At 60.1% G+C, this 22,466-nt stretch carries 23 protein-coding genes; 10 read left to right on the top strand and 13 right to left on the bottom strand.

The window, feature by feature from the left end; translation table 11 throughout:
• Positions 1-150 precede the first annotated feature (150 nt).
• Positions 151-282: a hypothetical protein gene (locus tag ACLH1I_RS04450; RefSeq protein WP_004217210.1), complete on the bottom strand. Its 132-nt coding sequence runs from the start codon at positions 280-282 to the stop codon at positions 151-153.
• 137 nt (positions 283-419) lie between these two features.
• Between ACLH1I_RS04450 and pykF the strand changes: the two genes are divergently transcribed.
• Both pykF and ACLH1I_RS04440 read left to right on the top strand, forming a co-directional pair.
• Positions 420-1,832 (top strand): pyruvate kinase PykF, encoded by a 1,413-nt coding sequence (pykF, locus tag ACLH1I_RS04445; RefSeq protein WP_004203076.1) that lies wholly within the window; start codon positions 420-422, stop codon positions 1,830-1,832.
• Between the two features lie 313 nt (positions 1,833-2,145).
• On the top strand, positions 2,146-2,382 hold the full coding sequence (locus ACLH1I_RS04440; protein ID WP_002908860.1) for a major outer membrane lipoprotein: 237 nt from the start codon (positions 2,146-2,148) through the stop codon (positions 2,380-2,382).
• 61 nt (positions 2,383-2,443) lie between these two features.
• Here ACLH1I_RS04440 and ACLH1I_RS04435 read toward each other — a convergent pair whose 3' ends face one another.
• The 8 genes from ACLH1I_RS04435 to ACLH1I_RS04400 all read right to left on the bottom strand — a co-directional run bounded on the left by ACLH1I_RS04435 (position 2,444) and on the right by ACLH1I_RS04400 (position 9,732).
• A complete protein-coding gene (locus tag ACLH1I_RS04435) occupies positions 2,444-3,430 on the bottom strand; it encodes a L,D-transpeptidase family protein (RefSeq protein ID WP_004203079.1) in 987 nt (328 codons plus the stop codon).
• A gap of 99 nt (positions 3,431-3,529) precedes the next feature.
• Complete coding sequence (gene sufE, locus ACLH1I_RS04430) at positions 3,530-3,946, bottom strand: cysteine desulfuration protein SufE (RefSeq protein WP_004203081.1); 417 nt, start codon at positions 3,944-3,946, stop codon at positions 3,530-3,532.
• Positions 3,947-3,957: 11 nt separating this feature from the next.
• Positions 3,958-5,178: a cysteine desulfurase SufS gene (gene sufS / locus ACLH1I_RS04425; RefSeq protein ID WP_032456245.1), complete on the bottom strand. Its 1,221-nt coding sequence runs from the start codon at positions 5,176-5,178 to the stop codon at positions 3,958-3,960.
• Positions 5,175-6,449 carry a Fe-S cluster assembly protein SufD gene (gene sufD / locus ACLH1I_RS04420; protein WP_048295038.1) on the bottom strand — a complete coding sequence of 425 codons (1,275 nt, stop codon included), beginning with the start codon at positions 6,447-6,449 and terminating at the stop codon, positions 5,175-5,177. Before sufD ends, sufS begins: the two co-directional genes overlap by 4 nt.
• A complete protein-coding gene (sufC, locus tag ACLH1I_RS04415; protein WP_004203085.1) occupies positions 6,424-7,170 on the bottom strand; it encodes a Fe-S cluster assembly ATPase SufC in 747 nt (248 codons plus the stop codon). The genes sufD and sufC overlap by 26 nt, the downstream gene beginning before the upstream one ends.
• A gap of 16 nt (positions 7,171-7,186) precedes the next feature.
• Positions 7,187-8,674 (bottom strand): Fe-S cluster assembly protein SufB, encoded by a 1,488-nt coding sequence (gene sufB / locus ACLH1I_RS04410; RefSeq protein WP_002908877.1) that lies wholly within the window; start codon positions 8,672-8,674, stop codon positions 7,187-7,189.
• 2 nt (positions 8,675-8,676) lie between these two features.
• On the bottom strand, positions 8,677-9,054 hold the full coding sequence (gene sufA, locus ACLH1I_RS04405) for a Fe-S cluster assembly scaffold SufA (protein ID WP_004203089.1): 378 nt from the start codon (positions 9,052-9,054) through the stop codon (positions 8,677-8,679).
• Between the two features lie 480 nt (positions 9,055-9,534).
• Complete coding sequence (locus tag ACLH1I_RS04400) at positions 9,535-9,732, bottom strand: hypothetical protein (RefSeq protein ID WP_004203090.1); 198 nt, start codon at positions 9,730-9,732, stop codon at positions 9,535-9,537.
• Between ACLH1I_RS04400 and ACLH1I_RS04395 the strand changes: the two genes are divergently transcribed.
• From ACLH1I_RS04395 to lldD, 4 genes are all read left to right on the top strand, one after another.
• Positions 9,731-9,850: a hypothetical protein gene (locus tag ACLH1I_RS04395; RefSeq protein ID WP_032456247.1), complete on the top strand. Its 120-nt coding sequence runs from the start codon at positions 9,731-9,733 to the stop codon at positions 9,848-9,850. The genes ACLH1I_RS04400 and ACLH1I_RS04395 overlap by 2 nt on opposite strands.
• Before the next feature lie 118 nt (positions 9,851-9,968).
• Positions 9,969-10,364, top strand: a complete 396-nt coding sequence (locus tag ACLH1I_RS04390; protein WP_151385435.1) for a DoxX family protein — start codon at positions 9,969-9,971, stop codon at positions 10,362-10,364.
• On the top strand, positions 10,361-10,993 hold the full coding sequence (locus ACLH1I_RS04385) for a TetR/AcrR family transcriptional regulator (protein ID WP_032456249.1): 633 nt from the start codon (positions 10,361-10,363) through the stop codon (positions 10,991-10,993). Before ACLH1I_RS04390 ends, ACLH1I_RS04385 begins: the two co-directional genes overlap by 4 nt.
• Positions 10,994-11,265: 272 nt before the next feature.
• Positions 11,266-12,450: an FMN-dependent L-lactate dehydrogenase LldD gene (lldD, locus tag ACLH1I_RS04380; protein ID WP_198079686.1), complete on the top strand. Its 1,185-nt coding sequence runs from the start codon at positions 11,266-11,268 to the stop codon at positions 12,448-12,450.
• A 55-nt stretch (positions 12,451-12,505) separates the two neighbouring features.
• Here the strand turns inward: lldD and ACLH1I_RS04375 are convergent, their stop codons facing one another.
• From ACLH1I_RS04375 to ACLH1I_RS04360, 4 genes are all read right to left on the bottom strand, one after another.
• Positions 12,506-15,607 (bottom strand): efflux RND transporter permease subunit, encoded by a 3,102-nt coding sequence (locus tag ACLH1I_RS04375; protein WP_096833390.1) that lies wholly within the window; start codon positions 15,605-15,607, stop codon positions 12,506-12,508.
• A complete protein-coding gene (locus ACLH1I_RS04370) occupies positions 15,604-16,713 on the bottom strand; it encodes an efflux RND transporter periplasmic adaptor subunit (RefSeq protein ID WP_096833391.1) in 1,110 nt (369 codons plus the stop codon). Before ACLH1I_RS04370 ends, ACLH1I_RS04375 begins: the two co-directional genes overlap by 4 nt.
• A gap of 74 nt (positions 16,714-16,787) precedes the next feature.
• Positions 16,788-17,402: a TetR/AcrR family transcriptional regulator gene (locus tag ACLH1I_RS04365; RefSeq protein WP_017900853.1), complete on the bottom strand. Its 615-nt coding sequence runs from the start codon at positions 17,400-17,402 to the stop codon at positions 16,788-16,790.
• Positions 17,403-17,499: 97 nt separating this feature from the next.
• Positions 17,500-18,495, bottom strand: coding sequence for an NAD-dependent epimerase/dehydratase family protein (locus ACLH1I_RS04360; RefSeq protein ID WP_135731016.1), 996 nt, complete (start codon positions 18,493-18,495; stop codon positions 17,500-17,502).
• 96 nt (positions 18,496-18,591) lie between these two features.
• Here ACLH1I_RS04360 and ACLH1I_RS04355 point away from each other — a divergent pair, with 96 nt between their 5' ends.
• The 4 genes from ACLH1I_RS04355 (at position 18,592) to ACLH1I_RS04340 (ending at position 22,457) form a co-directional block, all read left to right on the top strand.
• Positions 18,592-19,503, top strand: coding sequence for a LysR family transcriptional regulator (locus ACLH1I_RS04355; RefSeq protein WP_135731014.1), 912 nt, complete (start codon positions 18,592-18,594; stop codon positions 19,501-19,503).
• Between the two features lie 157 nt (positions 19,504-19,660).
• Complete coding sequence (locus tag ACLH1I_RS04350) at positions 19,661-20,659, top strand: ABC transporter substrate-binding protein (protein WP_198079680.1); 999 nt, start codon at positions 19,661-19,663, stop codon at positions 20,657-20,659.
• On the top strand, positions 20,659-21,696 hold the full coding sequence (locus ACLH1I_RS04345; protein WP_004203101.1) for a FecCD family ABC transporter permease: 1,038 nt from the start codon (positions 20,659-20,661) through the stop codon (positions 21,694-21,696). The genes ACLH1I_RS04350 and ACLH1I_RS04345 overlap by 1 nt, the downstream gene beginning before the upstream one ends.
• Positions 21,696-22,457 carry an ABC transporter ATP-binding protein gene (locus tag ACLH1I_RS04340; RefSeq protein WP_064177687.1) on the top strand — a complete coding sequence of 254 codons (762 nt, stop codon included), beginning with the start codon at positions 21,696-21,698 and terminating at the stop codon, positions 22,455-22,457. The genes ACLH1I_RS04345 and ACLH1I_RS04340 overlap by 1 nt, the downstream gene beginning before the upstream one ends.
• Positions 22,458-22,466: the final 9 nt, after the last annotated feature.

The raw sequence follows: 22,466 nt of genomic DNA, 5'->3' as shown, positions 1-22,466 counted from the left end.
TCAATGGGGTATTTTAGCGCCTCATGATGTCAGTAAAATCCCTTTCTTACGCCCCTTTTCATGCCGCCTGATGAAATATTGTGTTGCGTAGTTTTATGCATAACGTGCCGGTTTTGTTACGCGTTTTGTCCATAATTTGAAACGAGGTTTTTATTTTCCTTTTTGATTTCGGCAGCGTATAATGCGCTTCGATTCTTTCTTGAATGGTTTCAGCGCATTGGACTGCATGATAAAACGCATAACACCTTGCCACATTTCATGGGCTGAACCGCCAGCACACATTCTTCTGCACGCTTCAGGGTTGTCACCTATCCTTAGGGCGTGGCTTAGCAACTTTCGTAATACAGGTTTGGCTCCCCGGCAGTGCGCCCGCGGAGCGAGAATTCCATATCCTTCACAACTTAAAGACTAAAACTGTCATGAAAAAGACCAAAATTGTTTGCACCATCGGTCCGAAAACCGAATCTGAAGAGATGCTGACCAAAATGCTGGAAGCCGGCATGAACGTGATGCGTCTGAACTTCTCTCACGGTGACTATGCGGAACACGGTCAGCGCATCCAGAACCTGCGCAATGTGATGAGCAAAACCGGTAAGAAAGCCGCTATTCTGCTGGACACCAAAGGACCGGAAATTCGTACCATCAAGCTGGAAGGCGGCAACGACGTCTCCCTGAAAGCGGGCCAGACTTTCACCTTCACCACCGATAAATCCGTTATCGGCAACAGCGAAATCGTAGCGGTAACCTATGAAGGCTTCACCTCTGACCTGAGCGTCGGCAACACCGTTCTGGTGGACGATGGCCTGATCGGCATGGAAGTGACCGCTATCGAAGGCAACAAAGTTATCTGTAAAGTGCTGAACAACGGCGACCTTGGCGAGAACAAAGGCGTGAACCTGCCGGGCGTCTCCATCGCCCTGCCGGCGCTGGCGGAAAAAGACAAACAGGATCTGATCTTCGGTTGCGAACAGGGCGTGGACTTCGTCGCGGCCTCCTTCATCCGTAAGCGTTCCGACGTCGTCGAGATCCGTGAGCACCTGAAAGCCCACGGCGGCGAAAATATCCAGATCATCTCCAAAATCGAAAACCAGGAAGGCCTGAACAACTTCGACGAAATCCTCGAAGCCTCTGACGGCATCATGGTTGCTCGTGGCGACATGGGCGTTGAGATCCCGGTTGAAGAAGTTATCTTCGCGCAGAAAATGATCATCGAAAAATGTATCCGCGCGCGCAAAGTGGTTATCACCGCCACCCAGATGCTGGACTCCATGATCAAGAACCCGCGTCCGACCCGCGCTGAAGCCGGCGACGTGGCCAACGCCATCCTCGACGGCACCGATGCGGTGATGCTGTCCGGCGAATCCGCGAAAGGTAAATACCCGCTGGAAGCAGTCACCATCATGGCGACTATCTGCGAACGTACCGACCGCGTCATGACCAGCCGTCTGGATTTCAACAACGACAACCGTAAACTGCGCATCACCGAAGCGGTGTGCCGCGGCGCGGTAGAAACCGCTGAGAAACTGGAAGCGCCGCTGATCGTCGTCGCCACCCAGGGCGGTAAATCCGCACGCGCTGTGCGCAAATACTTCCCGGATGCCACCATCCTGGCGCTGACCACCAACGAAACCACCGCTCGCCAGCTGGTGCTGAGCAAAGGCGTTGTGCCGCAGCTGGTGACAGAGATTGCCTCTACTGATGACTTCTATCACCTGGGCAAAGATCTGGCGCTGAAGAGCGGCCTCGCGCGCAAAGGCGACGTGGTAGTGATGGTCTCTGGCGCATTAGTCCCGAGCGGCACTACTAATACCGCTTCCGTGCACGTGCTGTAATAATTTACAGGTTAATTGGTTTTTTTTAATAAAGCGCCTCTCGGGGCGCTTTTTTTTTATTCATCGGCTAGCTCTTCCTATTAAAAATGCAAATCGGAATTTACTATTTAATAAGAGATTATCTAAGATGAATCCGATGGAAGCGCGCTGTTTTCACTCGCCTTTTTCAGCGATTTTGACCAATTCGATGCTTCTTTGAGCGAACGATCAAAAATAAGTGCGTTCAGGTAAAAAAAATATTCTCATCCCAAAAAAGTTTGTGTAATACTTGTAACGCTACATGGAGATTAACTCAATCTAGAGGGTATTAATAATGAATCGTACTAAACTGGTACTGGGCGCGGTAATCCTGGGTTCTACTCTGCTGGCTGGTTGCTCCAGCAATGCTAAAATCGATCAGCTGTCTTCTGACGTTCAGACTCTGAACGCTAAAGTTGACCAGCTGAGCAACGACGTGAACGCAATGCGTTCCGACGTTCAGGCTGCTAAAGACGACGCAGCTCGCGCTAACCAGCGTCTGGACAACCAGGCTCACTCTTACCGTAAGTAAGAGTTCTGGTAATAAAAATGGCGCACTCAGTGCGCCATTTTTTTTGCCCTCGCGCTGACGGCTACTGGGTGAGCAGGCCGTTATCAGACGAACTGTTCTGCGCCGACAGCGACGTCGCCGCGCTCCCCGCCCCCGTCGATACCACCACCGGATAGCCCGCCCTTCTCGACATCGCTTTTTTCAACTGCTGGTCATCCACCGCTTTATCCTCTGCGAAGGCGTGAAACGCCGCTGGCAGCGTGTAAGCGATGGTCCGGGTGTTTTCCCCTTCCGTCTGCGACAGCGGCCTGTGGACCTCTACGTAGCGTTTACCATCCGGTTCGACGGCAAACTTCACCGGCTGATTGATGATCCGCACTGGCGTCCCGGTTTTCACCTGACTGAACAGCGCCTTGATGTCATCAGCGTTCATCCGCATACAGCCCGAGCTGACGCGCAGCCCAACGCTGTCCGGGGCGTTAGTCCCGTGGATGAGATATTCGCCGTTACCGTAGGCCAGACGCAGCGCATAGCGACCCAGCGGGTTATTCGGCCCGGCCGGCACCACCGCCGGCAGCGTCACCCCTTTCTCCAGCGAGCGCGCACGGATGCCGGCGGTGGGTGTCCAGGTCGGGTTAGGGATCTTCTGCCCGACGCGGGTGGTCATCTCCGGGGTTTCCAGTCCTAACTGGCCGATGCCCAGGGGATAAACCTGGACCTGATTCTCTCCCGGCGGGAAGTAGTACAGCCGCAGCTCCGCGAGGTTGACGACAATCCCCTCCCGCGGCGCGTCAGGCAGCAGCATCTGCGAAGGGATCAGCACCTGGGTCCCGGGCTTCGGCTGCACCGGCGCAATGGTATCGTTGGCTTCGAGGATCAGCATCGCCGCGGTATCGAAATGGCGGGCAATCGCCTGCAGGTTGCGATCGCTCTCCTGAACCGTCCAGTACTGGTTCTGGCCAATCAGCCGGCTGTTAGCCGGAGGCAGAGGGTAGTCGACGGCCCAGGCGGCCGGGGAGGCGCCAAGGGCGCTGAGAAGGGCTAAGGTGATCATCGTTTTGCGTTTCATACTGAGATTCCTTCTTTCGCTGATAAAACGCCAGGAGACTGAACGGCGGCAGGGTCAGCGCCCTGCCGGACGTAACAGAATGAAATCTACCTGTTTATTCTAGCTAATATTTGCGGCTTTCGCGCGTATCGCGCGGATCATGGCTTCGAGGCCCTGCGAGCGGGAGGGGGTAAGATGCTGGGTGAGAGCCATTTTTTCAAACCACGGGCGGACGTCGAACTCGACGATGTCCTGGGCGGTCATCCGGTCATAAAGGATAAACACCACCGCAATCAGCCCTTTGACAATCGCCGCATCGCTGTCGCCGCGCAGGGTGACAACGCCGGAAGGATCCTGCGCCATCACGATCCATACCTGGCTTTGACAGCCCTGAATAATATTCTGCGGGCTGTGCTCCGCGTCGCTCAGCGGCGCCAGCCGCTGGCCCAGCTCAATGATATAGAGATACTTCTCTTCCCAGTTGGCGCAACGGCTAAAATTGCGCAACAGTTTATCTTTGTCCGGTAATGCCGTCATCGTCACGTCCTTTACCCTAATAGTTTGTGGATCCGCTGGAGGCCGGCCACCAGGCGGTCCACCTCTTCCGTGGTATTGTACATGGCCAGCGACGCCCGACACATGGCCGGTACCTGATAGCGGGCCATCAACGGCATGGCGCAGTGGTGCCCGGTCCGCACGGCGATCCCGTAGTTATCGAGGAAGCTGCCGACGTCATAGGCGTGATGCTGGCCGAGGTTAAAGGCAATCACCCCTTTGCGCTGCGCCGGACCGTAGAGGATCAGGTCCGGCACCGCGCGCAGGGCCTCCAGCGCGTAGCGCATGAGCGTCTGCTCGTATTCGGCGATCTGCGTCAGTCCCAGTTGGCTGACGTAGCTCAGCGCGGCGCCGAGGCCAATGATCCCGCCGGTATTCGGCGTGCCGGCCTCAAAGCGCCACGGCGCCTGGTTCCAGGTGGTGCCCTCCGTCAGGCTGACGGTGGCGATCATCGACCCGCCCCCTTCCCAAGGCGCCATGGTCTGCAGCAGCTCGGCCCGGGCGTAGAGCACGCCGATCCCGGTCGGACCATACAATTTGTGGGCGGAGAAGACATAAAAATCACAACCCAGCGCCTGAACGTCCACCGGGTGGTGCATCACCGCCTGAGCGCCGTCCACCAGTACCTTCGCGCCATGCTGATGCGCAAGGGCAATCAGCGCCGACAGCGGGTTTTCGGTGCCCAGCACGTTGGAGACTTCGGTGATCGCCAGCAAGCGGGTACGCTGGTCAAACAGCCCGGGAACCACGTCCAGCTGCAGGGTGCCGTCCGGGTTGAGGGGAATCACCCGCAGCTCAGCCCCCACCCTGGCGCAGAGCATCTGCCACGGTACGATGTTGGCGTGGTGCTCCATCTCGCTGATGATGATGTTATCCCCGGCGCCGACGTTGGCATTTCCCCAGCTGTTGGCCACCAGGTTGATGCCCTCGGTGGTGCCGCGCACGAATACCAGCTCCTCCGCCGATCCGGCGTTAAGGAAAGTGGCCGCCTGCTGCCGCACCGCTTCCATCCGCGCGGTGGCTTCCGCGCTGAGGGTATGGATCCCACGATGCACCGCCGCGTAGCCGTGACGATAGAATTCCGCTTCGGCGCCGATCACCGCCTCCGGTTTCTGGGCGCTGGCGGCGCTGTCAAGATAGACCAGCGGCTGGCCGTTGACCTCCCGGCTCAGTACCGGAAAATCGGCGCGAACCCGTTCTACTGAAAATGTCATGCTGTGCCTCCCGGCAAACGCTCTCCAATTCGCGCCAGCACCTGCTCTCTGAGCGCGTCGCTGCGGATAGCTTCGGTAAGCTCGGCGGCGAAGGCGTAGAGGATCATCTGCTGCGCCGCCTGCTGTTCAATCCCGCGCGAGCGCAGATAGAACAGCTGTTCTTCGTCTATGCGCCCGACCGTCGCCCCGTGGCTGCATTTCACGTCATCGGCGTAAATCTCCAGCTGCGGTTTGGTGTCGACTTCCGCCAGCCGCCCGAGCAGCAGATTGTTGTTGGTCATCTGGCCGTCGGTTTTCAGCGCGTGCGGCGCGACGTTGATCAGCCCGTTAAACACCGCCCGGCCCTTATCGCTGACGATGGTTTTGTGCAGCTGGCGGCTGGTGCAGTACCCCACCTGGTGATCCAGCCAGGTGCGGCTGTCGCAGACCTCATTTTTTACCGGCATCGCCAGCGAATTAAGGCGCAGGTCGCTATTTTCGCCGCCCAGACGCGTGCTGGTGTGGTGACGCAGCACCTGGCCGCCGAGCAGGAAACTGCTGCTGAAGGCCGAGGCGTCGCGGCCCAGCTGCAGGTCGTTATGGGCGAAGTGGTAGCTATGCGCGTTCTCGAACGCCAGCTTGATGTGCTGCAGGCGTGCGTTGTCCGCCACCGTCATGGTCAGCCGCCCGCCGGTGAAGTGCGGTTGCTCATCGAAACTGAGGTAATGCTCGACAATCGTCGCCTCCGCCCCGCTCTCCAGCGTCAGATGGTGACGATAGTGGGCGGTATTCAGCGCATCGCCGGCCAGGCCGCGGGTGATATGCATCAGCAGCAGCGGCTTATCCAGGCGACGGTTGCGCGGCACGCGAAGGCGGGTCACCGACTGCGCCAGGCTTTCGGTCAGATGGAGAAACACTTCCGGCTGCAGGGCATCCGGCAGATGCTGGCGCTGGTTATCAACGCTAACCTCCACGCCGCTGGCGGCGAGATCGTCGCTCAGCTCAGGATGATAGCGGCCGTCGATAAACACCAGACGCCAGGCGTCCAGCGGCAGCGCCAGCGCGTCACGCTGTTCGGCGCTGAGCGACGCCCCCTCCTCGGCGACGAAGCGGCCGTTAAGTAGCGCGTCCAGCGGGGTGTATTTCCAGTCCTCCTGCTTGCGCGTCGGCAGCCCCAGGCGCAACAACTGCTGCAGATGCTGGCTGGCCTCCGGCGTACGCTGGTCGCCCTGCGCTTCAAACAGATGGTGCCACTGCTGCAGCGCGTTACTGCTGTTCGGTAAGCCAGCCATAGCCCTGCTCCTCCAGCTGTTTGACGAGGGTGAAATCCCCCGACTTCACAATCCGCCCCTGATAGAGCACATGGACATAGTCCGGCTTGATATAGTCAAGGATGCGCTGATAGTGGGTGACGATGATGAAGGCGCGTTTGCCGTCGCGCAGCGCGTTCACGCCCTGGGAGACGATTTTCAGAGCATCGATGTCCAGCCCGGAATCCGATTCATCGAGAATGCACAGCTCCGGCTCAAGCACCGCCATCTGCAGAATGTCGTTGCGCTTTTTCTCGCCACCGGAGAAACCTACGTTCACCGAACGGGTCAGCAGATCTTCCGGCATCTGCAGCAGCTTAATTTTCTCTTCCATCAGGTCCTGGAAATCGAAGCGATCCAGCGGCTCCTGGCCGCGATAGCTCCGTACGGCATTCAGCGCAGTCTGCAGGAAGAACTGGTTGCTGACGCCGGGGATCTCCACCGGATACTGGAAGGCCATAAAGATGCCTTCCCCGGCGCGATCTTCCGGGGCGAGCTCCAGCAGGTTTTTGCCCTTAAATTCGACGCTGCCGCCGGTGACCTCGTAATCTTCGCGCCCGGCCAGAGTGGCCGAAAGCGTACTTTTCCCCGAGCCGTTTGGCCCCATAATGGCGTGGACCTCCCCCGGACGCACCTCAAGGTTCAGCCCGCGCAGGATCGCTTTATCTTCAACGGCGACATGTAAATCTTGAATACTTAACATCTTTTTTCCTTAATTATCAGCCGACGCTATGCTCAAGGCTAATGGCCAGCAATTTTTGCGCCTCTACGGCGAACTCCAGCGGCAGTTCGGAGAAGACGTCTTTACAGAAGCCGTTGACGATCATCGAGATGGCATCGTCTTCGCTGATCCCGCGCTGCAGGCAGTAGAACAGCTGGTCCTCACCGATCCGCGAGGTGGTCGCTTCGTGTTCCAGCTGAGCGCTGTTGTTGCGACATTCGACATAGGGGAAGGTATGCGCCCCACAGTCCGGGCCGATCAGCATTGAATCGCACTGGGTATAGTTGCGGGCATTCGTGGCGGTCGGCATGATTTTGACCAGCCCGCGATAGCTATTCTGGCTGTGTCCGGCGGAGATCCCTTTCGAGATGATGGTCGAGCGGGTGTTCTTGCCGATATGGATCATTTTCGTGCCGGTGTCCGCCTGCTGATGGCCGCTGGTCAGCGCCACCGAAAAGAATTCGCCGATCGAGTTATCGCCGCGCAGGATGCAGCTGGGGTATTTCCAGGTGATGGCCGAGCCGGTTTCCGACTGGGTCCATGACATTTTGCTGTTCTCCCCTTCGCACAGAGCGCGCTTGGTGACAAAGTTGAGGATCCCTCCGGTGTTGTTGTCCCCCGGGAACCAGTTCTGCACCGTGGAGTATTTCACTTCCGCGTCTTTATGGATGATGACCTCCACCACCGCGGCGTGCAGTTGATAGCTGTCGCGCACTGGCGCCGAGCAGCCCTCGATGTAGCTGACATAGCTGCCTTCATCGGCCACCAGAATGGTGCGTTCAAACTGGCCGGTCTTTTCGGCGTTGATGCGGAAATAGGTCGATAGCTCCATCGGACAGCGGACGCCCTTCGGCACATAGATAAAGGTGCCATCCGAAGCCACCGCGGCGTTCAGCGCGGCAAAGAAGTTGTCATTGCCCGGCACCACGGTCCCCAGATACTTTTTCACCAGTTCCGGATGGTCGTGGATCGCCTCGCCGAAAGAGCAGAAGATGATCCCCTGCTCCGCCAGCTTTTCACGGTAGGTGGTCGCCACCGACACCGAGTCGAATATCGCGTCCACCGCCACCTCGCGCCCTTCGCGCACCGGTACGCCCAGCTGGTTAAAGGCTTCTTCCACCTCGCTGGTCAGAAAGGTGTTGGCCCCGGTCTGCTGCACCGCGCCGGGCTCGGAGGCGCAGGTCTCATCGCAGTTGCCGCAGGAGGGGGCGGAATAGTAGCTGTAATCCTGATAATTCAGCTTATCGTAATGCGCCTTCAGCCAGTGCGGCTCTTCCATCTCCAGCCACGCCCGGTAGGCATTGAGCCGGAACTCCAGCATCCACTGCGGCTCATTGCGGCGGGCGGAGATGGCGCGAACCACTTCTTCATTAATGCCTTTGGCCAGCTCATCGGTCTGCAGGCGAGTGAAAAAGCCCTCTTTATAATTGAGCGGGCCGCCGGTCCAGGTTTTGACATCGTCTGTTGCTTCAGTATTACGCGACATAGTTACTCCGCCTGCACCCCAAAACTTTCGCCGCAGCCGCATTCATGCTGCGCTTTCGGGTTATGAAATTTAAAGATTTCATTTAATCCTTCCCGGACGTAATCCAGCTCCGTACCGTCAATGAACGGCATCGCCTGCAGCGGCGCGTACAGCTTCGCCCCTTCAGATTCAAAGAGCAGATCGTCGGGCGCCGGCTCGGCAATCATTTCGAGCACGTAGCCAAAACCGGCGCAGCCGCTGGTTTTAATACCCAGCCGTAGCCCCTTTTTGTCCGGTTGCTTGCGCATCAGATCGCGAATATGCGCGGCAGCGGCCGGCGTCATGGTCAGTCCCTGCCAGCTGAAATCGGCGGGATTAAAGGTTCCTGCTTGTACTTCCATCGATAGACCTCCAGGTTGGCGCCATCAAGGCATACCGCCATGTTAGTGATAATGATTATCACTTCAACCCTTCTCCAGCAGGGGTATTGCCCCAATTAGCGCTTTTTATAAGCATAGACCCTTGCCCGGGGATTATCAGGGTGCGCAAGTTGAACCTAATCATATGATTTATAATATTTTATTCTGATATCGTTCTATCACCGCACGCAATGGCAAAGATGTATCGAAAATACCGATTTATGCGATAGCAGCAGACCACCTTCCTGATTAACCTTGTCGTAGAAACCAAAAAAGTGACGGCGTCACTGAGCAGCCATGCGCGCTGAACAGGCGCTGGCCTGCGGAATGAGAAAGCGTAAGCAGAAAGCGTCAAGGCGCAACGCTTTCGGCAGGGGCGGTCGCGGCCTGGCGGGGGACGTGGCCGCGATCGGGGGGAGATAAACCGCGATAAAGCGGGTAGCCAGGAAGGCTAACGGTTGGCTAAGTTCCTTTTCTCACCAGGCGGGCGGCCTGGACAAAAACTTCATCCTCCACCCCATCCCCCTTCTGTCTGCCCAGCCGCACCAGCTCATCCACGATACTCCCCTGATTAATCTGCTTTTGGGTCGCCACTAAGCTAATGACCGCCGCGCCGATAGCCATGCCAATCAATGCCGTTTGTTCATCTTTATCTTTCATGGTGTCGCTCCGTCTGTCCTCCTCAGAAAGGCTAGCAAAAGATAGCATCTGCTCAATTTCAAAATCACCTTCTTTACGCCATGAGAAAAGTGCGCGAAAGGCATCACGGCCTGGATAATTCAAACTAATTTGTTGATTTAAATAAAATAACACTCACGGACAATTAACAGACTTGTTAGTCTTATAATTATTTCTTAGACTCCGCGGTCTGTTAATTCACATTTGCGTAAAATCTCATGACTAATTCAACCTCATTTTTCATTACTCTCTGTCTCTCCCGCGTCCTGGTGACTTTTTTCTTCTGGCTGGCTGGCGTCTACGGCGTCTTTCATTTCACGGAGATCGTTCGGGAGATGTTGGCCGTTGGCCTGCCATGGCCAGTATTGTTCGCGGTTGGTACGATTGGTTGCCAGCTGGCGGGCTCCGCGCTGATCGTTTTTAATCCTGCCGGCTACGGCTGGATTGGATCGCTGATGCTGATTGTGTTTACATTACTGACCATTCCGCTGGGACACGCTTTCTGGGCCTTTAGCGAGCCCCGGCGCACAGAGGAATTCCACGTTGCGCTTGAACACATTACCGTGGTGGGAGGATTAATCATGAGCGCGTTGTTTGCAGGTTATCGGCGATGAGCGATACCCCTCGTCAGAAAGGACGGCCAAAAGATCCGCTGAAAATGCAGGCCATCCTTCAGGCCGCCCGTAAATTGTTCCTTGAACAAGGCCTGGAGGTCACGACGGCTGAAATCGCCCGGGTGGCAGGGGTGGCGAAAGCCACCTTGTATGCCAATTTCAGCGATAAAGAACAATTGATAGAGGCGGTATTGCGCCGGGAATCAGATCTCACCATCAGCGACCACGATTTCGCCCAGCGCCATCACCTGCCGCTGGTCGAGGTGCTGACCGCATTTGGCAATCGCTTTGTCCGCTTTATCAATCAGCGGGAACTGACCGGCTGGGACCGGCTGATTGCCTCCGCCGCCCTGCGTCATCCTGAACTGCCCGGCCGCTTTTACGCCGCCGGGCCGGGGCGGGCACAGCAGATGCTGGAGGTGATTATCGCCGAGGCAATCGAAGCCGGTGCTCTGCGGGCATGCGATCCGCAGGAGGCTGCCGACGATCTGGCCGGTTTATGGTTGGGGATGACCAGCCTGGCAATAAAGCTTGGCGCAAGACGGCCTTTATCCGACGACGAAATCAAACTGCGGGTTGAGCGCGCGCTGGAGGTTTTTCTACGCGCCTATTCGCAGGCGCCGAGCTGACCACGCTTCCTTGCTATGACGATAGCGCAAAACGCTGTCGCACCACATCGGGTCTTTTATTTGGCCCGAATTCACGCTTCGCGGAAATAAATAAAAATAACGCGCGTGCCCAAGGCAAAAAAAAGAAATAACCATTTAAGCGACAAATCCAGTTTATTCCGTTAGGGAATGGCTTGGATGCTAATATTTCATTTCCTCACCGCCTTTTAGAAGCCTATAGTTTTTTTGCCTGCAGAACATCCACTTAGGTTAAAAGACATAAGGATATAATCATGATTGTTTCAGCCCCCAGCGATTATCGCGAAGCCGCTCGTCGCCGTCTGCCACGTTTCCTTTTTGACTATATTGACGGTGGCTCGGTGGCGGAAAATACCATGAACGCTAATACCGCCGAGCTCGCCTCGGTAGCCCTTCGCCAGCGCGTGCTGTGCGGAGCGGGTGAGCCGACGCTGGCCACCACCATCCTTGATGCCCCATGGGCGATGCCCGTGGCGCTGGGGCCGGTCGGGGCCACCGGAATGTACGCCCGCCGCGGCGAAGTCCAGGCGGCCCGCGCCGCCTCCCGCGCCGGGATCCCTTACACTCTGTCCACCGTGTCGGTCTGCTCCATTGAGGAGGTAGCGAGCCACGCCAGCGGCGCGCTCTGGTCCCAGCTGTACGTACTGAAAGATCGCGGCTATATGCGTAATGCCCTGGAACGCGCCTGGGCTGCCGGCATGAAAACCCTGGTATTCACTGTCGATATGCCGATCCCCGGCTCACGGTATCGCGATAACCGTTCAGGAATGTCCGGGCCGCACGCCACCTTGCGACAGTATCTTCAGGCCTGCACCCACCCGCGCTGGGCAATGAACGTCGGCCTGGCGGGCAGACCCCTGTCGTTCGGTAACATCGAAGCTTATACCGGCCACAAAATGACCATGGATGACTATATGGGGTTCATCAGCAACAACTTCGACCCGTCCATCGCCTGGCACGATCTGGAGTGGATCCGCGACAGCTGGCCAGGAAAGCTGATCATCAAAGGGATCCTCGATGCCGACGATGCGCGCAATGCCGTGCGGCTGGGCGCCGATGGCATTGTGGTCTCCAATCACGGCGGCAGACAGCTCGATGGCGCCATCCCCACCGCCCGGGCGCTGCCGCGGGTGGCGGATGCGGTCGGCGACGATCTGACGGTCCTTGCCGACTCCGGAGTGCGCTCCGGCGTGGACGTTATTCGCCTGCTCGCCCTCGGCGCGAAGGGAGTCCTGCTTGGTCGGGCCTATATTTATGCCCTCGCCGCCGCAGGCGAAGCGGGGGTGGCGCACCTGCTGCGCTTATTTGCCGAGGATATGAAGGTCACCATGACCCTCACCGGCGCCACCTCGCCCTCCGCCATCAGCCTCGATTGCCTCGACCGGCTGGAAAAAGATCAACAGCGCAGCCGTGCGGTCCCGGTATCCTTATCTGCCTGACGCAGCCCGGGGCCGGGCCTGACCGCGTGCCCTGGCCCGGTCCGGCAAGGGGGAATTACCCCTGAGGGTCCAGCGCCGGACGTTGCGCTGCGTCAGCCGGTCGCTCGGGGCGGATGCGGAACCAGATCGCATACATGGCCGGCAGGAAGATAAGGGTCATGATGGTTCCCCCCAGCGTCCCGCCAATCAGCGTATAGGCGAGCGTCCCCCAGAAAACCGAATGCGTCAGCGGAATGAACGCCAGGATCGCCGCCAGCGCGGTCAGCAGAACCGGACGGGCTCGCTGCACCGTCGCCTCCACCACAGCGTGGAACGGATCGAGCCCCGCCTGCTGGTTATGGTGGATTTGACCAATCAGGATCAGCGTATTTCGCATCAGGATCCCTGACAGGGCGATCAGGCCCACAAGGGCATTGATGCCAAACGGCTGATTGAACAACAGCAGCGTCGGCACCACGCCAATCAGCCCCAGCGGCGCGGTCAGGAAAACCATGACCATCGCCGACAGGGAACGTACCTGCAGGATAATGATCAGCAGCGTGAGGGCGATCATGATCGGAAATAACGGCACCATTGCCCGGGTGGCTTTGCCTGACTCCTCGATCGACCCCGCCGTCTCGATGCGATACCCAGGCGGCAGGGAGTCGATAATGGGCTGCAGCGGCTTCATCAGCGCGCTGGAGACATCCGGCGGCTGCAGGTTATCCGCGACATCTCCCCGGACGGTAATGGTCGGCGTGCGGTCGCGACGACGGAGCAGGGGTTCTTCCATCCTGACGTCGACTTCACCGATCTGCGACAAAGGAACCCGCTGCCCGCCGCTGCCTACGAGAGTGAAGTCGGCGATTTTCGCCGGGTCCAGACGGATATCGCCCGCCACGCGGCCGATGACCTGCACCGCGCGAATATCCTCCCGGACGGTGGTGATGGGGATCCCTGACAGCAGGAACTGCAGCTGCTGGGCGACGGCCTGGGAGCTGAGCCCACTCGCCTGCAGCCGGTCCTGATTGAGGCTGAAATGCATCACCGGTACCCGCGACCCCCAGTCGCTATTGACGGTGCGCATCAGCGGACTGGCCTGCAGCACCGCTTTCACCCGATCGGCGATGTCGCGCAGGGTGTGCGGATCGGGCCCCATCACCCGCCAGGCGACTGGATAAGGCGAATAAGGGCCAAAGACCAACTGCGTGACACGCACCCGCGCCTGCGGCGCAAGGCCATTGGCCACCGCCTCCCGCAGCCGCAGCTTAAGCGCCTCGCGCGAGGCCGGACCGTCGGTCAATACCACCAGCTTGGCAAATGAGGGATCGGGCAATTCCGGAGCCATCGCCAGGTAAAAGCGCGGCGCGCCCTGGCCGATATAGCTGGTGACAATCTTCGCCTCCGGCTGCTGCTGCAGCCAGCGCTCAATATTCGCCGTCGCGGCGCTGGTCTGAATAATCGACGACCCGTAAGGCATCTGCACCTCAACCAGCACTTCCGGGCGATCGGAGGTGGGGAAAAACTGCTTTTTCACCACGCTCATTCCCAGTAACGCCACCATAAACAGCACCACCACCCCGGCGGTCACGCGCCATTTGCCGGCGATAACCCGGGTCAGCAGCCGGCGGAAGCGCTGATAGCGCGGGGTGTCATACAGCGCGGCGTGGCCTGCCGCCGCGGACTTCCTCTCCGGTAACAGGTGTACGCCCAGCCAGGGGGTAAAAATCACCGCCACGATCCAGGAGGCAATCAGCGCGATACCGACGATCCAGAACACGTTGCTGGCATACTCCCCGGCGGTGGATTGCGCAAACCCGTTAGGCATAAAACCCACGGCCGTCACCAGGGTGCCGGCCAGCATGGGCGCCGCGGTGTGGCTCCAGGCATAGGCGGAGGCTTTGAGGCGGTCATACCCCTCCTCCATTTTTACCACCATCATTTCAATGGCGATAATGGCATCATCCACCAGCAGCCCCAGGGCGAGGATCAGCGAGCCGAGGGTGATGCGGTCGAAGTTTTTACCGGTGGCGGCCATCACCACAAACACCACGGCCAGGGTGAGCGGCACCGCCGCCGCGACCACCACCCCCACGCGCCAGCCCATGCTGACAAAGCACACCGCCATCACCACCAACAGAGCGACAAAAAATTTGATCATGAACTCATCGACCGCCGCGCTGATATTCACCGACTGATCGGTCACTTTGGCCAACGACATGCCGAGCGGCAGGCTCTGATTGATGCTGTCCGTTTCGGCGTCCAGCGCTTTCCCCAGCGCCAGACCATTCCAGCCCTCGCGCATCACCACCCCCAGCAGCAGCGCCGGTTCGCCCTGATTGCGGATCAGGAAGGTAGCAGGATCTTCATACCCCCGCTCAACCGTGGCGACATCGGCGAGTTTCAGCGTTCTGCCCCCGGCAATAATCGGCGTGTCGCGGATCTGCTGCAGGCGGTCGAACGCCCCGTCGAGGCGGATAAAGATCTGCCCGCCACGGGTCTCAATGGCCCCGGCGGCGGTCAGCACATTCTGATTGTTCAGCGCGGCAAAAATCGCCTCCGGCGAGAGCCCCAGGGTGGCGAGACGGTCATGAGAAAAGGAGAGATAAATGCGCTCCGCCTGTTCACCGAGAATATTCACTTTTTTCACCCCAGGTACATGCAGCAGCTGCTGGCGCAGGGCTTCAGCGTCACGCACCAGCTGCCGCGGCGGCTCTCCCCGCGCTTTCAGGGCAAAGAGGGCGAAGGTGACATCGGCGAATTCGTCATTCATCATCGGGCCGGAGACGCCGGCAGGCAGGTTATTCGCCTCATCCCCGAGCTTTTTGCGCGCCTGATAAAACTGATCCGGCACCTCGGAAGGCGGCGTCTGATCCTGCAGCGATAAGGTGATTAACGCCATCCCGGGACGGGTATAGGTCTCGGTGCGATCGTACCACTTCAGCTCCTGGAGCCGTTTTTCCAGCGGCTCGGCGACCTGATCCTGCATCTCCTGCGCGGTGGCGCCCGGCCAGACGGTGATGACCGTCATTTGCTTGACCGTGAAGGGCGGATCTTCCGCCCGCCCGAGCCCGAAGAAGGCCACCAGCCCGGCGACCGAGATAAGGATAATTAAAAACAGGGTTACCGACCGCTCGCGGACGGCCAGCGCGGAGAGATTAAAACGCCCGCCGCTCATGGCTGACTCCCGTCGGCATCATGCTCGGGTCGGTCCGCCAGCCGCACCGTCTCGCCCTGGTGCAGAAGATGGGCGCCCAGGGCGACGATGGGCTCCCCGGGCTTCAGCGGGCCGGTCACCCGCGCCGTTTCATCATTCAGGCCGATCACCGTCACCGGTTGCCAGGAGACGGTGGCCGGGCGCGACGCAATGCGCCAGACGCCAGGGCCGTTGCCCGGATCGTAGACCGACGCCAGGGGCACCTCCAGCACCTCGCCTGGCCCCTGGTCGCTGCTGATACGCAGGGTCACGGTAGACCCCAGCGGCGCATTCGCCAGCGCGCCGTTCAGCACATAGCGCGCTTCAAAGGTGCGGGTGGCGGCGTCAGCCGCGTCCGAAAGCAGCCGCAGGGTCGCGGTGACCGGCTGAGATTCGCTGCCATAGCGTGTCGCCAGCGCCTCGCTGCCGACCGCCGGGCGCAGCGTCTCCGGAAGCTGCACCCGCGCTTCGCGCTGCCCTGCCCGCGCCAGGCGGATCACCACCTGCCCGGCGCTGACCACCTGTCCCGGCTCGGCGAGCGTTTCCACCACCACGCCGTCGGCATCCGCCAGCAGTCCGGCATAGTCGGTGGCGTTTTGCGCCACGTTTGCCTGCGCCTGGGCCGCGCTGAGGTCGGCTCTCGCCGCCTCTGCCGTCGCGTTGATCTGGTCGAACTCCGCCGCCGAGACGGCGCCGCTGGCCACCAGGCCGCGATAGCGGGCCAGATCGTTGGCCGCCTTTTTGGCTCGCGCCCGCGCGGCGTCGACCGCCCGCTGTTGGGACTGCGCCTGCAAGGTTAGATCAGCCGGATCCAGGCGCAGCAGCAGTTGACCGCGCCGGACGCTCTGCCCGGTCTCCACCAGCCGGGCAAGGATTTTCCCCGATACCCGGAAGCCGAGATCGCTTTGGGTACGAGCGACCACCACGCCGGTAAAGGCCCGCGAGCTGGCCTCCGCGCGCTCGACGGTCGCCACCCGCACCAGCGGCGGCCGGGTGCGGGGATCGTCATGATCGGCAGGTTCGCCGCAGCCCGCGAGGGCCAGCGGCAGGAGGCAGACGGCAAGATGGACGGCGTTGGGCCTGAGCATGGGTCACCTTAATGAAAAGACCGGTTGGTGACTGCATTCTCAGACTAGTGACCAATAAAGTCAATGGTCACAAATCAGGGGGAGAGACTTCTCAGGATCAGGGAGGCAAGCAGCACCGCCGCGGTGGGCGCGGTGTCGAGATTATATTGCAGCTGCACCGGGTTGATGAAAGGACACATCACCATATAGACTGCCAGGGTCGCCTCATCCAGCGGGGTTTTGCGCTCGAACTCACCCGCCTGGCGGCCTTCGACCAGGATTTGACCAATCAGCTGCTGCAGATGACCGGCATACTGCTCCGTTGAGGGCCATTTATCGCGCGCCGCGACGGCGGCGATATCGTACAGTTTGCGATCCTCGAAAAACAGTTCACTGCCGGCCTCGGTCAGCGCCCGGAACAGGCGGCGCAGCTTCTCGCTGGCGGAGGGTGCATCGGCGATGGCCTCGCTGACGGCCACCATGATCTTCTCCAGCCGGCTGGCGCAGATTGCCTCGCCAATCGCCTGCTTGGAGTCAAAAAACTTGTAGATATAGGCTTTGGAAAAGCCTATTGCTTTGGCGAGATCGGTGACCGTGGTCTTTTCATAGCCATAGCGACTGAAGTGCGCCATGGCCGCGTCAAGAATCTGGTCCCGAACGCTGTGGTCAACGGGGCCACGGCTTGCTGGGGTGGGGGTAATTTTCGTCATCCGTTTAGCTTAATGCGATCGCTATCGTTTGACAACGAGTGACGTTATCATGATTTGGTCACAATAACACCCCACCCTGCTCACCTCTCTCGCCGCGTTATGCCTCACGCGCCTCATGGTTAATCGCGCCGGCGGGCAGACAGCCCAGGCCTTGCAGCGTCAGATGTACGGCACGATCGAGCGGGGTATGCGGCTCCGCGCCTAAAAAAGCCACCAGCTTATCGTTGCGCAGGCGTACCGGTAGACGCCAGAGATAGTGCATCTCGACCATTTCGCGCAGGGTGGCGTTGAAGGGCGCCGCCAGCTTCACCAGCCACCAGGGAAAGGACTTCACTACCGCCCTGCCGCCATAGCGGGCGACCACCCGCTGGATCGCCTGGCTCATCTCGCTGCCGTCCGGGTCCCAGTGGCCCTGCATATGAAAGCGGGCAAACGGCTCAAGCTCATGCCTGCGGGCCAGCAGCGCGGCGATGGTGGCGGCAACGTCGGGCAGCCAGGCCCACTGATGCCCCACGCCGATCGCCCCTGGTAGGCTGATAGTCCGGGGAAGCTGACCTGGCTTGACCAGCCCCTGGGAAAACCAGTTATTTCCGGCACGCGGACCAAAATAATCGCCCGCCCGGACAATCAACGCCCTGCCGCCGCGCTGTACGTAATCCTCCAGCGCCTGCTCCATTTCCACCCGGATGGCGCCTTTGCGGGTCACCGGCCGTTGCGCGGCCGCTTCGTCAATCAGCGGAAAGGCATCCGGTCCATAGTTGTAGACCGTGCCGGGCAGGACAACTAACGCCCGCTGCTGGGCGGCGGCCTGCAGGGTGTTGCGCAGCATAGGTAGTACCTGCTGCCGCCAGTGCCGGTAGCCCGGCGGATTGACCGCATGGACGATCACGTCGCAACCGGCAGCCGCCGCCGCCACCTGCCCGGCATCCAGCGCGTCGCCGGCAATCCACTGCATGCCCTCTTGGGGCCCATGAAGCTGGGCGCCGCGCTTCAGCGCCCGAACCTGCCAGTTGTCCGCCGCCAGCCGACGCGCCACTTCCCCGCCTATGCCCCCGCTTGCTCCCAAAATCAGGACTTTGCCGCTGCTGTTCATCGTCTTTCCCCGTTCGCTAATGGATGCTTGACAGCCTACCTGCGGCTCATATCAAATGAAATTGCATACCATCATCGAGCGGCTATACATTTTTGTATGAATACCTCTATTCCCTGGGAGTGGTACCGAACCTTTCTCGCCGTCCTGCAGGAAGGCTCTTTATCGGGCGCATCGCGCACCCTGAACATCACTCAGCCGACGGCGGGTCGCCATATCGCCGGCCTGGAGGCCGCCCTCGGCCAGACCTTATTTACCCGCTCGCAAACCGGCCTGCTGGCGACCGACGCGGCGCTGGCGCTGCAGGCGCACGCTGAGACAATGGCCAACACCGCCCGGGCGCTGGAACGCACGGCGGCTAACTTTAGTCGCGACAGCACCGATCTGCGTGGCGTGGTGCGGGTGGCCGCCAGCGAGGTGGTCGGCGCTGAGGTGCTGCCGCCGCTGATTGCACGGCTCAGGCAAGCGTGCCCGAGTATCGTCATCGAACTGATGCTCTCCAATCGGTTTCAGGATCTGCTTCACCGGGAGGCGGATATCGCGGTGCGGATGGTCGCTCCGCAGCAGGAGCAGCTTATCGCGCGGCGTCTCGGCAGGATCGAGCTTGGGCTGCATGCTACCGATGCCTATCTGACCCGCCAGGGTCGGCCCGCTACGCTCGAGGAGCTTGACGGCCACGCGCTGATTGGTTTCGACAGCGCCACGCCCCTCGTTCGCCGGGCTCTTGCGCGCTATCCCCGTTTTCAGCGCGAGGTCTTCGCGATGCGCACCGATAGCGACCTCGCCCAGCTGAGCCTGATCCGCGCCGGGGCAGGGATCGGCATCTGCCAGGCGCCCCTCGCCGACGGCATTATTCCCCTGCAGCGAGTGCTGGCGGCCGACTTTTCTCTGTATCTCGATACCTGGCTGGTGATGCATGAGGACCTGCGCCATAGCCCCGCCTGTAAGCGGGTATTTAATTTCCTCGCCGAGGGGTTGCAGACGTATATTCGCGGCCCTCTGGCGCGCTGACCCACCCGCCTCGCGGGTAATCCCTTCCCTGCTGAAATAGTCACTCATTGACACTGTAAATACGGCATTGTATAAAACCCCGCCCCAATAATGAGTTTCATTTGCATTCCTCCCATTTGCTGGTCATTTACTCGCCTGTTTACAAGGATAGCGTTTAATGAAGAAGGTCCTCTGCGCGTTAGGCTTGATGTTCACCGCCGTCAGTTCCGGGCTGGCAACAACCTACCCCCTGACGATTGAAAACTGTGGCTATCAGGAGACCTTTACCCGGCCGCCGGAGCGCGTGGTCGCGCTGGGGCAAAATACGGTCGAAATCCTGCTGCTGCTTGGGCTGCATAAGCAGGTGGTGGCCAGCGCCTTCTGGCCGACTACGGTATTACCGCAGCTGGCTGAGCAAAACGCGAAGATTAAAACCCTGACGGTGGAAATCCCGAGCCTGGAATCCGTGCTGGCGCAAAATCCCGATTTCGTTCCCGCCCAGTTGCCGCTGCTGCTGGGGCCGGAAAGCAAAGTCGCCAGGCGTGAAGATCTTGCCACCGTTGGCGTGAACAGCTACGTGTCGCCGGGGATGTGCGCCACCAAAAAGGCTACCGGCGATATGTACGGCAGCCGGCAGAAGCTGTGGGACATGACCTGGCTGTATCAGGAAATTAGCGATTTCGCCCGCATTTTCAACGTCGAAGATCGTGGCCAGGCGCTGATCGCCGATTTCAAAAAACGTGAAGCCGACCTGCGTCAGGAGTTCGGTAAAAGCAAAAAAGATCTCTCCTTCGTCTTCTGGTTCTCCAGCGCCTCGCCATCGGCCGATGCCTATGTCGGCGGTAAAAACAGCGCCTCCGGCTTTATCGCCAACGTGCTGGGCGGTCATAATGCGATAACCTCCGAGACCGAGTGGCCCACGGTGAGCTGGGAGAGCATCATTGCCGCCAACCCGGATGTGATCGTGGTCTCGAGCCTGGATCGTAACCGCTGGGCGCTGGATAAGGCCGAGGAGAAGATTAAATTCCTCAAAAGCGATCCCGCCGTCAGCCAGCTGGAGGCGGTGAAAAAAGGCCATATCGTGGTGATGGACGGCCAGGCGATGAATCCGACCATCCGCACCCTATACGGCGCGGAGCAGGTGGGCGAACAGCTGAGAAAAATGGGGCTTAACTGATGAGCGCCGCCGTATTGCAGACGCGCCGCAGCATGCTGCTCACCGGCTGGTGTGTCGTCGCCGTGTGCGTGCTGGCGCTGGTGATTGCGGTGGGCGTCAGCGTCGGCGAACTGCCCATCCCGCTGCAGAACGTCTTTTACGCTATCAGCAATAAAACCGGCTTAACCGCGGTGCCTCTCAATCGTATCTCCGAGAGCGTTATCTGGGATTTCCGCCTCAGCCGCGCGCTGGTCGCCGCCTGCTGCGGCGCCGGCCTCGCTATCTGCGGCGCCGTGCTGCAAAGCCTGCTGAAGAACGCCCTCGCGGAGCCCTACGTCCTCGGCGTCTCCGCCGGGGCCTCCACCGGCGCGGTATCGATTGTGGTGCTGGGCCTTGGCGCCGGGGCGATCTCCCTCTCCGCCGGGGCGTTTGCCGGTGCCTTCGCCGCCTTCGCCTTTGTTGCCTTTCTGACCAACGGCGCGCGCGGCGGCAATGAGCGCACCATCCTGGCGGGCGTCGCCGCCTCGCAATTATTTAACGCCCTCACGGCCTACACCATCAGCACCTCCGCCAGCGCGCAGCAGGCGCGCGATGTGATGTTCTGGCTGCTGGGCAGCTTCAGCGGCGTCCGCTGGCCCGAATTCCAGCTGGTTCTGGTGGTGGTCCTCGCGGGCCTGGCGGTCTGCCTGTGGTATGCCCGGGCGCTGGACGCGTTCACCTTCGGCGACGATGCCGCCGCTTCGCTGGGCATTGCCGTGCCGCGCGTGCGCCTGATCCTCTTCACCACCGCGGCGGTGATCACTGCCACCATCGTCAGCATGGCCGGCTCGATCGGCTTTGTCGGCCTGGTGGTGCCGCACGTGATGCGCTTCTTCTTTGGCCCGCTGCACCGGACGTTGCTGATCGCCAGCGCGCTGGCGGGGGCGATCCTGATGGTGCTGGCGGACATTGCCTCGCGCCTGCTGATTGCCCCGCAGAGTCTGCCGGTCGGAGTGGTGACCGCCCTGGTCGGGGTGCCTTTCTTTGCCGTGATTATCTACCGCTCAAGGAATAAGTGATGAGTATTTGCGCTGAAAATATCACCTGGAAGGCAGGCAAAAAGATCATCGTCAATAATGTCTCGCTGCGGGTCTCGCGCGGCGAAACGGTGGGTCTGCTGGGCCCCAACGGCTGCGGCAAATCCTCGCTACTGCGGGTTCTGGCGGGCCTGCGCCGCCCGGATGCGGGTCGCGTCACCCTCGACGGCCACGACATCGCCCGGATGGCGAAAAAGCAGCTCGCCCGCCGGGTGGCGTTCGTCGAGCAACACGGCATGACCGAGGCCAATATGCGGGTGCGCGACGTCGTGCGGCTGGGACGTATTCCGCACCACTCGCCGTTCTCCAACTGGAGCGCTCAGGATGACGAGGCGGTCACCGCCGCGCTGCAGCGGGTGGCGATGCTGGAGAAAAGCGACCAGGGGTGGCTGAGCCTCTCCGGCGGCGAGCGGCAGCGGGTGCATATCGCCCGCGCGCTGGCGCAGAACCCGAGTGAGATCCTGCTGGATGAACCTACCAACCATCTGGATATTCACCATCAGATGCAGCTGATGCAGTTGATCAGCGAGCTGCCGGTGACCAGCATTGTGGCCATTCACGATCTTAACCATGCCGCGATGTTCTGCGATTCGCTGATCGTGATGCAGCAGGGGCAGATCCTCGCCAACGGGACGCCGGAGGAGATTTTGTCCGAAGCGCTGCTGTGGGACGTTTTCCGGGTGAAAACCAAAATCGAGATCTCCCCATACCACGGTAAAAAGCACATTCATTTCATCGTTTAGGTTGGGCGA

The sequence above is a fragment of the Klebsiella sp. 1SOBk10mer genome, assembly GCF_046602535.1.
Taxonomy (GTDB): domain Bacteria; phylum Pseudomonadota; class Gammaproteobacteria; order Enterobacterales; family Enterobacteriaceae; genus Klebsiella; species Klebsiella quasipneumoniae.
Note: the sequence above shows the minus strand (reverse complement) of the source record. Positions and strands in the feature narration are given on the sequence as shown.